At 66.4% G+C, this 14340-nt stretch carries 11 protein-coding genes and 1 pseudogene; 4 read left to right on the plus strand and 8 right to left on the minus strand.

The window, feature by feature from the left end; translation table 11 throughout:
* Positions 1–133 precede the first annotated feature (133 nt).
* Positions 134–556 carry an adenylyltransferase/cytidyltransferase family protein gene (locus ACFQVC_RS03145; RefSeq protein WP_381826127.1) on the plus strand — a complete coding sequence of 141 codons (423 nt, stop codon included), beginning with the start codon at positions 134–136 and terminating at the stop codon, positions 554–556.
* Between the two features lie 23 nt (positions 557–579).
* On the opposite strand, the pseudogene ACFQVC_RS03150 reads toward ACFQVC_RS03145, so the two are convergent.
* A pseudogene (locus tag ACFQVC_RS03150) lies at positions 580–1380 on the minus strand (IS5 family transposase).
* A 1244-nt stretch (positions 1381–2624) separates the two neighbouring features.
* Between ACFQVC_RS03150 and mycP the strand changes: the two are divergent.
* A complete protein-coding gene (gene mycP, locus ACFQVC_RS03155; protein WP_381826129.1) occupies positions 2625–3674 on the plus strand; it encodes a type VII secretion-associated serine protease mycosin in 1050 nt (349 codons plus the stop codon).
* A gap of 296 nt (positions 3675–3970) precedes the next feature.
* On the opposite strand, the gene ACFQVC_RS03160 is transcribed toward mycP, so the two are convergent.
* The 3 genes from ACFQVC_RS03160 to ACFQVC_RS03170 are packed head-to-tail and all read right to left on the minus strand — an operon-like array spanning position 3971 to position 7845.
* The gene (locus ACFQVC_RS03160; RefSeq protein ID WP_381826131.1) at positions 3971–5155 is read right to left on the minus strand and encodes a hypothetical protein; all 1185 of its coding nucleotides are present in this window, start codon (positions 5153–5155) and stop codon (positions 3971–3973) included.
* A gap of 42 nt (positions 5156–5197) precedes the next feature.
* Positions 5198–7369: a WXG100 family type VII secretion target gene (locus ACFQVC_RS03165; RefSeq protein ID WP_381826133.1), complete on the minus strand. Its 2172-nt coding sequence runs from the start codon at positions 7367–7369 to the stop codon at positions 5198–5200.
* Between the two features lie 38 nt (positions 7370–7407).
* Positions 7408–7845, minus strand: coding sequence for a hypothetical protein (locus ACFQVC_RS03170; protein WP_381826135.1), 438 nt, complete (start codon positions 7843–7845; stop codon positions 7408–7410).
* Positions 7846–8128: 283 nt separating this feature from the next.
* Between ACFQVC_RS03170 and ACFQVC_RS03180 the strand changes: the two genes are divergently transcribed.
* Positions 8129–9019, plus strand: a complete 891-nt coding sequence (locus ACFQVC_RS03180) for an IS630 family transposase (RefSeq protein WP_465270585.1) — start codon at positions 8129–8131, stop codon at positions 9017–9019.
* 33 nt (positions 9020–9052) lie between these two features.
* Here the strand turns inward: ACFQVC_RS03180 and ACFQVC_RS03185 are convergent, their stop codons facing one another.
* Positions 9053–9955 carry an IS3 family transposase gene (locus ACFQVC_RS03185; protein ID WP_465270586.1) on the minus strand — a complete coding sequence of 301 codons (903 nt, stop codon included), beginning with the start codon at positions 9953–9955 and terminating at the stop codon, positions 9053–9055.
* Positions 9952–10287: a transposase gene (locus tag ACFQVC_RS42575; RefSeq protein WP_465270587.1), complete on the minus strand. Its 336-nt coding sequence runs from the start codon at positions 10285–10287 to the stop codon at positions 9952–9954. Before ACFQVC_RS42575 ends, ACFQVC_RS03185 begins: the two co-directional genes overlap by 4 nt.
* Before the next feature lie 719 nt (positions 10288–11006).
* Between ACFQVC_RS42575 and ACFQVC_RS03190 the strand changes: the two genes are divergently transcribed.
* The gene (locus ACFQVC_RS03190; RefSeq protein WP_381826136.1) at positions 11007–12422 is read left to right on the plus strand and encodes a glycosyltransferase family 39 protein; all 1416 of its coding nucleotides are present in this window, start codon (positions 11007–11009) and stop codon (positions 12420–12422) included.
* Between the two features lie 317 nt (positions 12423–12739).
* Here the strand turns inward: ACFQVC_RS03190 and ACFQVC_RS03195 are convergent, their stop codons facing one another.
* Both ACFQVC_RS03195 and ACFQVC_RS03200 read right to left on the minus strand, forming a co-directional pair.
* Positions 12740–13477: a helix-turn-helix domain-containing protein gene (locus tag ACFQVC_RS03195; RefSeq protein ID WP_381826138.1), complete on the minus strand. Its 738-nt coding sequence runs from the start codon at positions 13475–13477 to the stop codon at positions 12740–12742.
* Between the two features lie 256 nt (positions 13478–13733).
* Positions 13734–13940, minus strand: coding sequence for a hypothetical protein (locus ACFQVC_RS03200; protein ID WP_381826140.1), 207 nt, complete (start codon positions 13938–13940; stop codon positions 13734–13736).
* Between the last annotated feature and the right edge of the window lie 400 nt (positions 13941–14340).

Below are 14340 nucleotides of genomic sequence, written 5' to 3' on the forward strand. Positions count from 1 at the left end.
ACGCTACGAGCTCGTAACACGATCATGAGTGAGCCTTCTTGAGCCGCTTCGGGCGTCGACCGGCGGATGGTTGACGAAGCGGGGCCGGTGACCCAGTCTTGGTCGGCTTGGGATCGTCGAGAGGGCGACAGGCATGGCTGAGCGTGGGAACGTCTACGTCGACATGGTCGGGGACCTGTTCCACCCGGGACACGTCGCGCTGCTCAGGGCCGCGCGGGACTTCGGGGAGCGGCTGATTGTCGGGGTGCTCTCGGACGAGGTCGTGGCCGGCTACAAGCGCAGGCCCATCATGACGCTGGCGGAGCGGGTCGCGGTGATCGAGGCGTGCCGGTACGTCGATGTGGTGCTCCCGGACGCGCCCTACCGGGTCACGAACGAGTTCCTGGACCGGCACGGCATCGACGTGGTCGTGCACGGCGACGACCTCACAGCGGACGAGGTCGAAGAGGTCTTCGGTCCGGTGGCCGATGCGGGGAAGCTGCGGCTTGTGCGGTACACGGCCGGCGTCTCCACGACCGAACTCATCCAACGGTGTCGGGCGCCGGGCGCCTCATGAGGGGCGCGGAACCTCGTAAGCTCCTACCGCGGATGTAATCCGGCCTTCTTGATTCGCCTCCAGCAGATAAGGCTGCAGCCCAACGAGACGAAGGCGTCGTGAAGCTCGAGGCGTCGCTCCCACCGCACGGCCAGGCGCTTGAACTGGTGGAGCAGGGCGAAGGTCTGCTCAACGACGTAGCGGAGCTTGCCCAAGCCTTTAATGTTCGGGGCGCCCTTGCGGGAGATCACCGGCATGATCCGGCGTTTGCTCAGTGCACGGCGGACGGCCCGGGAGTCGTATGCCTTGTCGCCCAGTACCACGTCGGGGCGCCGGCGGGGGTGGCCCGGGCGTCCGGTCACCGGTGGGATACCGTCGACGAGGGCGAGGGTCTGCGTGATGTCGTTGACGTTCGCCGCGGTGGTGATGACCTTGAGCGGGGGTGCCCTTCCCGTCGCAGATCAGGTGGTGCTTGCTGCCCGTCTTGCGCCGGTCGACCGGCGACGGGCCGGTTGCGGCTCCCCCCTTTTCGCACGGACGTGGGAGCCGTCCACGCAGGCGCGGGACCAGTCGAGCTCGCCGGCCGCGTTCAGCTTCGCGAGCAGGATGCGGTGCAACTGGTCGAAGACTCCCGCCTGTTGCCAGCGATCCAGACTTCGCCAACAGGTCTGCCCGGAGCCGAACCCCAGCTCCAGCGGCAGGAGTTGCCATGCGATGTCCTGGTACAGGACATACAGGATGCCCTGCAGGCACAACCGGTCGTCCACCGGGTTCGGCCCCGGCGACCGCTCCGGCCATGGCGGCAGCAACGGTTCAATCAGCGCCCACAAGTCGTCATCCACGATCCACGGCCGAGTCGTCACACCCACCCGAACGGTCAGATCGTCACAACCGTCACGCTCGACCAGAACGCTTCAGTAAGATCGTGTTACGAGTTCTAAGTTCCCTGAATTGCCTGAGGAGTTCGTGCCTGTCAATGGACAGCAGGGCTCGGACTACGTGGCCCGCGAAGGGGGAGCGGAGGGACCGCTGGGCTTGGAGGTGGTTCATCGGCAGCTGGCGTTGCTTCTCATGAGCAGGTGAAGGGCGGCGTGGGGAACAATGCGGATCCTGGCCGAGTGGTCTCTCCGGATAACTCGGCTTCAAGGCCGGGCGGCAGCACCGCCGACATGGGGATCGACAGTGTGGCGACCGAGCCCCCGCTGTCCGTGACGCCGTCAGCCCCACCGCAGGGCACGCCGCCGGCCGGAAAGCCGGAAGCCATCTCGCCGATGCCGGGTGCTCCGGTGCCGCAGCTGCCGAGGCCGGCGCCGGCGCCCACCGGAGGTGCAACGACCGGACGCGCTCCCAGCAGTCGGCCTTCGCTTCCCAGTCAGGGCATACCAACGCAGCCTGGGCGCAGTGTCACCGGTCGACCGCCCGTCAGCAACGGCATCATCGGTGGACGACCGGTCCCACCAGCAACTGGCCGACCTGTCGGCACCGGGCCGCGAGGCACTGTCATCGGCAGCCCGCCGAGTACAGGTCCAGCCACCCCTGCTGGCCGCGGGCCTGCGGGAGGCGGCAGCACTCAAGGACGTATGCCTGGCCCTCGCGGAGTGGGGCCAATTGCTCGAGACACCGTCGGGGCACCACGGGCAGATGGACGCAGTGGTACTGGTGGCGCGCCGCTTACCGGTATTCCTGGTGCACGTGGGACCAATGGCGTGGTCGGAGCCGGGCAGCAACCTGCAGCCGGCAGGGCCCAGGCCGCTCCCCGGCCCGGAGCTCCGGGCTCCGGTGGTACGACCAGAACCCCTAACCAGTCCGGTGGTGTAGGTGGTGCGGCGGGCACCACGTCGGGTGGCAGTGGCAGTGGCGGAGCTCGTGGGTCGGCTTCTGGTAGCAGCACACCGCAAGGGGCCGGGCGACGTGGTGATGCCATCGGCATGGCGCCTGGGCGGAGCAGCACTTCCCGGTGGGACCCTCGCGAAGGGCGTCGCTCGGCGGGGTATGCGACCGAGCCCGAAGAGACCTGGCAGCAGGACAGCCGCCGTCCCGTGCCGCCTGTGATCGAGTAATGCCGAGCCGTACAACACAGGGAACAATGATGCGCAGCAGTATCGGCCTGCCCCGACGATTGGGCCGCGGGGCAGCCGCCGCACTGGGCCTGTTGCTCGCAGGCCTAGCGGCAACTCCTGCTCACGTAGGGGAGGTTCGCGACAAGCAGTGGCATCTCGATGCCATGCGTGCCGATGAGATGTGGAAGACGAGCACCGGCAAGGGCGTCACCGTCGCTGTGATCGACTCCGGCGTGGAAGAGTCTCCTATGGAGCTGCGTGGGCAGGTTCTCGACGGTAAGGACTTCGCACCGCACAAACCTGGAGACGAACACACGGACTACGACGGTCACGGCACCGGTATCGCAGCGTTGATCGCCGGTACTGGGGCCGGTCCGGGTGGTGACGGTGCGTTTGGATTGGCACCTGACAGCAAGATCCTCCCGCTGCGGGTCCCCTACGACAGTCTGGGGTCGAAATTTGACAAGCCCCTCGTAGAAGCCATTCGCTACGCAGCCGACTCGAATGCCCAGATCATCAACATCTCCGTCGGAGGCGCGAGAGACATCCCAGGCGCGGACGCAGCGGTGAAGTACGCGCTGTCCAAGGGAAAGCTGATCTTCGCTTCGTCCGGCAACGAAGGCGAACACGGTAGTCCTGTTAACTGGCCGGCAGCGACGCCCGGGGTCGTAGGAGTGGCTGCGCTCGGTAGGAACATCGAGACGACCAAGGAGTCCACACACGGGCCGCATGTTGATCTGTCAGCGCCCGGTGATGAGCTGGTACATGCCTGTGCGGGTGGAACTGGTCTGTGTAAGTCTCACGGCACGAGCGGAGCTGCGGCGATCGCCTCCGCGTCGCCAGCGTTGATCTGGTCCAAGCACCCGACCTGGACCAACAACCAGGTGCTCCGTGTCCTGGTCGAAACCGCGGGCAAGGCCAAGAGCGGCAAGGAGCGATCGGACTACGTCGGCTACGGAGCCGTCCGCCCTCGCATCGCCCTAAAGAACCCCGGTGATCCCGGTCCAGCTGAACACATACCCGCTGCCGGACTTCCCAAAGGCCAAGCCGAAGTCGCCGCCCTCTTCCGATGCCGCTGAGCCGGATGACGGCAAGCCGGAGAACGACAAGCCTGCCGCAGCTGCCGCCGATTCCGGCGGCGGTGACGGAAGTGGTGCGCTGTGGACTGGACTGGGGATTGGAGCAGCGCTCCTACTGGGAGGCGCGGTCGGTGTCACCGTGATCCGGTCTCGTCGACGTAGCAGCGGTGCCTGGTCTTGAGCGAAGAGGCTTACGAAATGCGGCACGGGCTTGCTGAGAAGCAAGGCCCTGCCGCATATCATTTCGCGATTCCTGCCAGGCAGTGCAGGCGGCGATGACTTGTCGTTGGGGACGGTCAGTTGGCCGGGGTGATCCTGTCGCATTGCGCACGCTCGGTCGCAGCGTTGACCCGGTTGGCGAAGACTTGCTTGGGCCCCGGCTTGGAGACCTTCTGCATGTCCTCGCTGAGCTGCTGGAAGAAGACGGTCGCGGCCCCGTTGCACTGGGCCTTCACCACGGCGTACGAGTCCTCGATGACACCTTTGCCCTTCCAGCCCGAGCCTGGAGTGCGGTTACCTGCCATGCTGTTGAACAGGTCGACGATGCGAGGCTCGGTCACGGCCAGGAACTGACCCGCAAACTCAGGCTCCTGTTGCGGTACTTCCGTGGTGACGGAACAGATCTCGAGACGCTCGTCCCGGCCCGTCTGGATCCAGTTGTCCCCGGAGCGCAAGCCAGGGATGTCGCACACTCCGCTGGGAGCAGGTGAGCGCTCCTCGGAGCGGGCCTTGGGACTGTTCGCTTCGGTGGCAGGAAACGCTTCGGTAAGGCGCAGTTTCTGGTCGGGAGCGCAGCCCGCCTTCTCCATGCCCTGGTTGGCGGCGTGAAGGAGCAGGTTGGCGACGTCGCGTTCGACGCCGAGGCTAGTGGGGTTGGCTACGCTGTCTCCAGCGGAGGAACTCGTGCCGTGCGCCCGGAGAGTGACGACGGTCGGCTGTCCGTCCTGATCGCATTCCTTGGGCAGGACCAGAAGCCCGCGGTCGGTGTCGACGAGACCCGGCAGCCCGTCAGGCAAGCGCTCGCCGCCCGCGTAAAGAAACTCACCCATCCACGCCCTGCGGTCGGCAGTGTCTCGCGGAGCGGTGCCGTAGCGGACGGTGACGCGGTCCTCGTAGGAGATCTTCTGGCTTCCCTGGGAGCTGGCGGATTTCACTGTGAGGGTGCACTCACCGTGAGGGCTGTCGGCCGAGGGTGAGGTTTCGGTGGCTTTTCGTGAGCCGTCGTCCTTCAATGCCGCATCCCCCAGGATTGGTGAGCCGCTGCCCTCTTCCCAAGCACCCCAGCAGTAGCTCTCCGTGGACAAGGGACCCGCAGTCAACGCCCAGCTCCCGAATCCGGCTGCGGCCAGGGCGAGTACCGCCACGGCTATGACCGGCTTGCGGCGGAGCCGGCGTTGTGCGGTGGGCTCGAGAGCGGATGTCGACTCCTGGTCCGGCTCAGTCTGCGAGCTGGATTGGTTGTCCGGCGTGCTGTGCGTCACTCTGAAACGTCCCTGTCTGGGCTATTGCTGTGCTCGTGGCTGTCAGTAGTCGGGGCGCAGAAGGATCAGCGCTCTGTGACGAGCTGTTGCATGATCGTTCTGCCCCTCGCCGACGAAGTGCTTGGTGAACTCGCTGTCCAGCTCGTGCCCGTTGCTCTTGGCCCAGGCCCCTACCATCTCGTCGACTTCCGTCTGGCCTGCCATGAACAGCTTGGCGTTGCCCTTGGTGGCCTCAAGGTTGGCTTCGGCGATGCGATCCTTTGTCGCCTCGTACAGGGTGTAGTCGAGGATTCGGTTGGCGAAGTCAGCGGGGATAGCAGCCCCTGGGGAAACGAAGTTGAGTGCTGCGCCGGAAGTCCGCGTGACATGAGCGTTGAAGTCGTTGGACCACTGCGTGGCCTCAAAACGCTTGTCGAAGACAGTGTCCGTTCGGACGCCGTCGTAGGCGCCTATGGCGGCTGCTGCTTCGTGAATGCGATTCTGGGTGGTCAGGCTGGTGTGGTCGTCGGGCATGCCGGCGAATACATCCAGTGCGTATTGCTTTTCGGCGCGGTACATGTGGCCGAACGCCTCCGGGTCGGAAGCGACACCGCGCATCACCTTGACCAATTCCTCGTGAGGAACACCCATCTTTACGGTTCCGTCGTCATCCCAGACACGATCCTTGTACGTGAGATTGTCCGAGGCCAAGATCTGGTGGGTGTCCGGCGTGTAGTCCGCGAGCATATTGGCCATCGGTTGACGGAGGTTCTCCGGGAGCTTCTCGGCGATGCCCTCCGCATTGAGCTGGCCGATGGTCTCGTTCATCACGCGAGCCTGGGCCAGAGTGTGACCGCCGAGTGCATGCTCCGACCCTGGCGTGTGCCCGGTCGCCGCGGCCTCCAGGGCGGCTCCGAGACCCTTGCGTGCGTCCTTGTCAGCGACATCGTCGGTCGGCAGCTCGACGTTCCCGCTCCACCTGGTGGTGTTCGTGGTGTCCCAGTCGCGCTCGCGGATGAGGTGCTGCAGGCGGTCGTTGCCCCCGTCCGCCTTCGGGTCGAGAAAGCCGGTGGCCGTGTCCGGGTCGTGGCTCATCAGGCCGAGTGCGCCGTCGATCGGGTCGTTGGCGAACCAGCCGTCGTGCTTGCCTTCGAACCGGCCGTGGAGGTCCCAGATGTTCTTGTCCTTCTTCTCGGCGGCGATCATGTCGTCTGTGAGGTCGCCGAGGAACTGTCCTGAGTAGCCTTTGCCGTGCTGCATGAGCGTGATCAGGCTCTGGTAGCCGCGGACTTGTTGGCCGTGGCCCGCGGAGTGGATCCGTTCTCCCGCCACGTCGAACTCGTACTTCTGAATTCCGGCCTTCTGGAGGTCGGCGCGGAAGTCTTTGTAGAACTTGGACTTCGGGTCCTGTGTGGCGGTGGCGAGGGCGGTGGCCAGGCTCTTTTGGAGTGACAGGTAGTCCCTCTTGTGGCCCTTGTCGTCGAGGTACGCCAGGTCGTTCAGCTTGTTGGTGAACCTGATGGTGTTCGCCGGACCGAGGCTGCTGAGGAGCGTTTGGCTGAACTCCTTGTTCCCGGAGTTGTCGCGGAACGCGCGCTGGGCTTCCTTGAGGTCCTGGCCGGTGGCGTCCCCGGAGTTGATGCGCGTCGCGATCTCTTTGAGCTCGAGGGCTTCGTACTTCTCGACATCGCCCTTGGCGTAGGCGTTGAAGCCGTTGAGCGAGCCGTCGCGGGTGTCGGCGTCGATGACGACCGCTTCCAGCGCGATCTTCACGCCGGCGTCGGCATCGCTGACGGCCTTGACCGCCTGCCGGATGTGGGCGGCCCAACTGGCTTCGGCGTCACGGAGCCCCGGGTCGTGCTGCGCTGCTCGGCGGGTCGCTTCGTCGGCGCGGGCATAGTCGAACTGGACCGCACCCTGGTCGGAAACGCGCATGCCGGCCTTGATGGCGTCGGCGCGTGCGGCCTCGACCTTGCCTCGGAGTTCCGTGAACTGGTCGTGGGCGTCGCGGAGAAGGGAGGCTATGGCCTTTGCTTCCTTCTGGGCCGCCTGGAACTCGTGGAGCGCGGTGTCGAAGCGGGCATTGGCGGCCTGGGCGCTCTGGCCCTGCCACGACGGTCCCAGGGTGACGCCGTGCACATCCCGTTGGTACTGGTCCTCGAGCTTCTTGAACTCACCTGCCATGTCGTCCCACTTGGCGGCGGCCGCGGTGAGCTTGGACAGGTCGGTGGTCATCACTTCGTGATACGTCGGCATGGTTCCCCCGAAGCCGGTTAGTGCTTGTCGATCTGGGACTGCTGCCGGAATTGGGTGCCGATGCCGATATCGGTGTTCTGAATCCGGGTGGCGGTCTCACGAAGGGCGTACTTCTCCGCACTCAAGCGGCCGACGAGCGATTTGACCTGTTTCTCCCATGCGGCGTGTGCCTTCTTCAGCGCTGTGGAAGTGTCCCAGCCGTGGCCGTCCTTGCCGCGGAATTCGCTGACTGCCGATTCTGTGCTGATCTCTACAGTGTTGCCCGCCTTCGCGGTGCCGGGTTCGAGGTGCTGCTCGATGGCGTTCGCGGCGGTCCGCTTCTCTGCGGGAGTCGAGGCCAGGTCGGCCGGGCCGCCGCCGTCACCGCTGGGCGGAGCCACCTGATTCAGTCGAGTTTGTGCGGAATTCGAGCCACTTGCGTTGGCTTTGAGCTGTTCCCATTCGTCCCAGGCCATGACGTCCCCCGTGCTGGTAATGATCGCTCTCGTGTCACTCTACGGAACACTTTTCCCAAGGGGGAAGAGGCGACCAAGCCAGCGATCTCACGAGCGCGACGGGCCATTGAGGGCCGCATCGTGGGTGTAGCATCCCGCGGTGGCCTGAAGAAGGCGCAGCATTCGGCGCTGCAACCTGGCACCGCCTCGGGGCTGCTCGAGGGCTGGACGGCTCGTTACTGACCTTCCGGGCGTGATGTCGTGGAGGGTTGGCAGGGGGTGGCCGTCGCGGTACGTCGGAACTATGAGGTATCCGCAAGGTGGTGGGCTCACGGCCGAGCGGCGGGCGTTTCGGGAGCGCATCCGGATGGAAGCGGCCGGAATGTTCGCCGCCGGGCAGGTCAACACGGTGATGGCCAAGCAGCTGCGGGTCAGTCTGCGCTCGGTGCAGAGGTGGCGTGCTGACTGGCAGGACGGCGGCCGGCAGGCCCTGCAGTCCAAGGGGTCGGCTGCCCGGCCGAAGCTGAGCGAGGCCCTGTTCACGGTCCTGGAACAGGAGTTGGCAAGAGGGCCGGTCGCGCACGGATGGCCGGACCAGACCTGGACCCTGGCCAGGATCAAGACACTGATCGGACGCCGGTTCCACAAGACACTCACGCTGTCGGCCATCGCGCAGATGCTGCACCGACACGGGTTCAGCCACCAGGTCCCGGCCCGGCGGGCGTTGGAGCGGAACGACGACGCGGTCACCGGCTGGGTGAAAGACACGTGGCCCCCAGGTGGAAGCGCCGCGGCGGCACTCGACGGCTGGATCGTCTTCGAAGACGAAGCCGGCTTCTCGATGACGCCGCCGACCTCCCGCACCTGGTCCAGGCGCGGCCACACCCCGGTGATCCGGGTCAGAGGGCGTTCCCGGGGACGGGTGTCGGTGGCCGCTCTGTGCTGCTACCGCCCCGGCGAACGGTCCCGCCTGATCTACCGGTACATACTCCACGACCCCCACGGCGGCCATACGAAAGCCGGACGCCGCAGCTTCTCCTGGACCGACTACCGCGACCTGCTCAGCGCCGCCCACCAGCAACTTGGTGCCCCACTCGTACTCGTATGGGACAATCTCAACACCCATCGTGCAGTGAGCCTGCGCAACTGGGTCGCCGAGCACGACGGGGTCACTGTCGTCCAACTGCCGGTCTAAAGGATGGGCCTTGCCCCCGGAGTTTGAACACGTCTATGCGGCTCGGGTCAGGGTAGTTGATGTTGTGTGGAAGGCGTTCTCGTAAGTGATCGGCGATCGCTGTCCGAGTCGGGAATGCCTGCGTTGGGTGTTGTATCGGTGGAGCCAGCGGAAGGCGTCGAGGCGGGCTTCGCGTTCGCTTGACCAGCTCTGTCGCCCCTTCAACGTCTCCCTTTTGAAGGTCGCGTTGAACGATTCCGCAGCGGCGTTGTCTGCGCTGCTGCCGACCGCGCTCATGCTTTGGCGGACGCCGGCGAGGCGGCAGGCATCGGCGAAGGCCCGACTCGTGTACTGGGCTCCGTGATCGGTGTGCATCACCGCTCCGGCGAGGCTGCCGCGAGTCCGCTCGGCCGCCGCAAGGGCGTCGATGACGAGGTCGGTGCGCATGTGGTCGGCGATCGCCCATCCGGCCAGACGTCGTGAACAGAGATCGATGACGGTCGCGAGGTAGCAGAACTTCCCGCTGCCGACGCTCAGGTAGGTGATGTCGCCGACGTACTTCGTGTTCACCGCGGTCGCGGTGAAGTCACGGCCGATCAGGTCCGGTGCTTCGCCGCAGCCGGGTCCGCGAGGGTGGTGCGGTGCCGGCGCCGCAGGCGGACCCCTTCGAGGCCGATGGTCCGCATGATCCGCGCGACGCGCTTGTGGTTGACCAACTGGCCGCCCTCGTCGCGGAGTTCGGCAGTGATCCCTGGGGGTGCCGTAAGTGCCGTCGGAGTCCTGGTGGACCTTGCGTATGCGGGCCGCGAGACGGTCGTCGGCGGCCTGGCGGGCTGCCCGGTCCGCAGCGGTGCGGCGCCAGTAGTAGAAGCTTGAGCGGGCAATCCCCAGGATCGAGCACAGCCGCTTCACGCCGAACCGGCGCTGATGGTCCTCAACGAACTGGCAGCGGTTCACCAGCGCGTCTCCCCTGCGAAATACCGGGCTGCCTTGCGGAGAATGTCCCGCTCCTCCTCCAGCTCGCGGATCCTCTTCCTCGCGGCGGCCAGCTCCGCCTGCACCGCGTCACCGGCCGGCTGCGGCCTCTCCGCGGGCGCGGAGTGGGCACCGGCACGTCGTCCGTCGGCGGCACGGATCCAGTTACGCAGCGTCTCGGTATTCACTCCGAGATCGGCAGCGACCGACTTGATCGTCGCTCCCGGACGGGACCGGTACAACGCGACCGCGTCCGCCTTGAACTCGGCGGGGTAGTGCTTCATCCCCACAGGGACTCCGTTCTCCTGGACCATCAAGATCCAAGTCTCTCCGGTGTCCAAACTCCGGGGTCAGGGCCCGCCTACGTGTCTTCCGCGCAAGCTCAGCATGGTCTGTCCTCACTCCGCTGGCGATAGCGGGCCTCGCCGGGAGCGTCATCGCGGCCGGCCTCGCGGCCCCGGTCACAACCAACGGAGAGTCCTACATCACCCCTGAACTCTTCGGGTCGGCAGTGGGGGTTGTCCTGCTCATCAGCGTCCTCATGTGGTTGTGGGCAACCGCCGCGGCGGTCCGCCAAGCCCGTGCATGGCGTCCGCGCGGCGACTGACCCTGTCTCGTGAGCTGTAACAGCCCTACGGAGCACAGCGATCCAGATGCCCGTCGACTCGCGCACAGCATTAGTCGAGCAGACTTTTACGAGGACCGGTGGCTGATTCTGCTCAGCATGGCCACCCCAACGAAGCGGATTGCTCGATGCCTTGCTACATGAACATCTTTCGGAGTGCCCTGCCTATCTGGCCGATTCCGCTGCAAGCAGCACTGCGTTGGTCTCGTCGGCTGATGGCTGGAAAACATCTGAATCGCCGAAAGTTCGTTTGAAAACGTGCTGAAAACTGTACTCTCGCGTGGTCATGTTCGGCAGGACAGCACCTTGAGGCTCCCGTGTGCTCGTCTACCACCGGTCACTGGGAGGACGTTCATCCTTCGGGTCATTCGCTCGCAGTTATGTAGCCCGGATCGGGCAGCAGTGTGGGTGCCGTTCATCGTCGCACTCGGCCTCGGAATGTGGAGGATCGCGCGCCCTTCCGCATGGACCGACGAAATCGTCACGATGGACGTGGCGCGGCGGTCCTGGCCTCAACTTGTCCAACTGCTAGAGCACGTAGACGCTGTGCACGGCCTGCATTACGTCCTGATGCACCTGGTCGGGCGGCTGGGGGGAATCAGCGAGTTCACGATGCGGCTGCCCTCCGCGTTGGCAGTGGCCGTCGCAGCAGCCGGCCTCTCGTGGCTGGGGCGGCTGCTTAGCGGTCCACGCCTGGGCCTGTACGCAGGGCTGCTGCTCGCCGTGCTGCCGACCGCGTCGCGGTACGCGCAGGAGGCCCGCTCGTTCGCCTTCGTCATGGCGGTGGCGGTGCTGGCCACGTACGCCCTCGTGAAAACCCTGTCCGGTGATCGCCGGTGGGCGGCTGGCTATGCCGTGCTCATAGCCCTGCTGGGCTGGTTCAACGTGTTAGGGCTGCTGCTGGTGGCAGCCCACGGAGTCACTGCGGCCCTGCGACGCCCCGGCCGCCGCGTGGTCAAACGCCTGTTGCTGGCCCAGGCAAGCGGCATCGCCGCCGTCGTGCCGCTGCTGGTCCTAGGCTTCACCCAGCGATCTGCCGTGGGTGAGATTGCACCGATCACTGGTGGAACCCCGTACAACTTCCTTACGTGGCTGCTCACACCTGGCCAGGGCACCCTCCCCGCCGCGCTGAAGCTCGTGCTCACCCCCACGGCTCTTGTCGCCGTGGCCCTCCTCGTGGCCCGTCGGCGCAAGGCCCCGCACCTGGCCCTAGCCGTCGGTGTGCCGTGGCTGACTGTGCCCCCGCTGCTCTTGATGGCCGTCGCGCTCGGCAATCCGCTCTTCGCCTACTGCTACCTGCTGTTCTGCCTGCCGGCCCTGGCACTGCTGATCGCCGCGGCCGCCACCGTTTTTACTCCGCCCCAGCAGGTACTGCTCGCCCTCCTGCTAGCTGTCCCGATTGCCTTGTCGCACCAAGCCATCCGGCAGCAGGACAGCCGCTCTTGGGACACCACCGCCGTAATCACCACGCTGCAGGATCGCGCCGTCCCCGGGGACGGCTTCCTCTTCAGCGGCGGCCGGTGCGGTCTGATCGCTTCTGCCCACCCGGAGGTCTTCGCCCCTCTCCAAGATGTGGGCACGACCCGGACTGCCGCTGAACGCGGCACCCTGGACAACCAGAGCGCCGACAAAGCGCCCCTACGTCGGCGGCTGACCCAAGCACCCCGCGTCTGGCACATCACCTGCCAGCACCTTTCCTCCGGCGCCCGCCAAGCCGGCGCCCGCACAGCAGCATCCCAGAAACAGGCCCTCACTCGCGCGGGCCTGTCCCTCGCCTACTACCGCAACGTCCATGGTCTGAAGATCACCCTCTATCAACGCTGACCCGCCGTTGGGTGTGGCCGTAGGGGACCAGCCGTCGCGCCTGGGTGAAGATGAGAGTTCGCCGATGACGGATAGCGACCATCACCAAGCGATTGCACAGCCTCTGTACCCACGCGGGCAGGCCTCCGGCTACTTCGCCCCGCGCGCTGCCGGCGGACGATCTCGCCCGAAAGGGTATTCCGCTCGCCGCACAGCCGCTCCACCTCGCCGCGCGCGTGGTGTCGCTCGACATGCAACTGTCGTCACCGCCCAGCGGGAAGCGATCCGTGCTTCCATCCCCGCACACGTGGGGCGGAAGCACGGGTGGGTCCGGCTGATCAGTTCTCGCTGGCTGTGGGTGCCGCCGCGAGGCGGTAAGTCCGCGGCCTGTCGCTCACCTTCTCGGCGACACCTGTCTTCGCCAAGGTGATCAGGCAGTTGGCAATAGCACCCGAGGATTTCGAGACGGCACGGCTGATGGCGGTGGCGGTGAACGTCTCAGTGGGGTGCGCTTCGAGGTGTTCGATCACAAGCTGCCGTAGTGCGCCGGGCGCGAGTCGCTTCTTCTCACCAAACGGGGCTGCTGCGCTCTCGGTCTGCGACTGCTCCCTGTCGCCTGGGACTTCGAGGCAGTCCTCTTGTGCGCTGGGGGTGGTTGGCGGGTTCTCGCTAGTAGTGCCAGTGCCGTCAGGGTCGGCCACTGTGAGGGCGGGGGCTGGCGTTTTCGGCCGTTGGCCAGTTTGGGCAGATTCGCTGTCGTTGCCGGTGGGGGCGTCGCCCTCGCCGGTGGCTGAAGGGGAGTCACCCGCAGCGCGCCAGCGGTCGGGGACGCGCCGCGCCCCCTCGTGCCCGCCGGGCTCACGCACGACCAGCCCTTGCTTCTCCAGGGTGGCCAGGGCGTTGGTTGCGGTGGAGCGGCCGAGCCCGGCGGCGAGGGCCAGTTCGGCCGCCGTGGCGTACGGGGTGGTGACCAGCTCGGTGTAGATCGCCGCAGGGGCACCGGTAAGGCCGGTCAGAGGTTGAGGGCTGGGTACTGGGCGCAGATCACGGACGTTGGAGTCTTGGACATCGGACATGGTGGGGCCTCGCTTCCGGTGAGCGGAGATGGATGGAGGGCCCCGGCCGGGGTGCGGCATGGAATGCCACGGTGTCGAACGGGTGCGTGCGCAGCGCAGAAGATCCCGGTCGAACTCGGCCCGGGCGCCCGTGGGTTCGGGGTGCGTGAACCCGTGACGCTCGGCCGGTGCGACCCATGGACGCTCCATAGGGTTTCCCCTGTCAAGTCGATCGGCGGATATTGCGATCGAGGGTGGGAAAACGGATCGTCGCTGGTCAGGAGAGCGGTTCGGCGTGGTCGGGCCGACGGGCCAGGAGCTGTGTCCGGATCTGGCGGGCCCGCTTCGGGCCGAGGTGCAGATCCGATCGGAGCCGCCAGACGCTCACCGGTCGGCCAGTGACCGCACGCACCGCGTCGTCGATCGCCGTGGCGCGCGCCCACACGTCGCCCTGTGTCGGGCTGTCCGTACGCGCTTCGCCCACCGGGGTCACCGAGGCTGTGCCCGGCGCGCTGTCGGCCGCCGTGGGGCCCCCGTCGTCGGAGGGTGGGGGTGTGGCCGGGTGCGTCGGGGCGGTCAGAGGGCCGGAAGGGGCAGGATCGGGCGGGGGAGTGGGACCGATCGGGGGCTCGGCGATCGGTTTGATGCCAGGTGGGGCAGGTTCGGACGATGGGGGCGGCAGCGCTATGAAGAGCTGGTGGATGTGCTGCTCGACGCGGTGGACCAGGCGGCCGGAAACGGGTGACCAGCCCGACGGGTCAGCGGGCTGTGCTGGCTTCCTGCTGTTACTTGGCGTGGGCAAGTCGATAAGAGCCGGTTCCGATTCGATGATGTTGCAGCCGAAGGTGAGACAGACGATTACTGTGCGCCAATTTGGCTGAATT

Source organism: Streptomyces monticola (assembly GCF_042665355.1).
GTDB classification, from domain to species: domain Bacteria; phylum Actinomycetota; class Actinomycetes; order Streptomycetales; family Streptomycetaceae; genus Streptomyces; species Streptomyces monticola.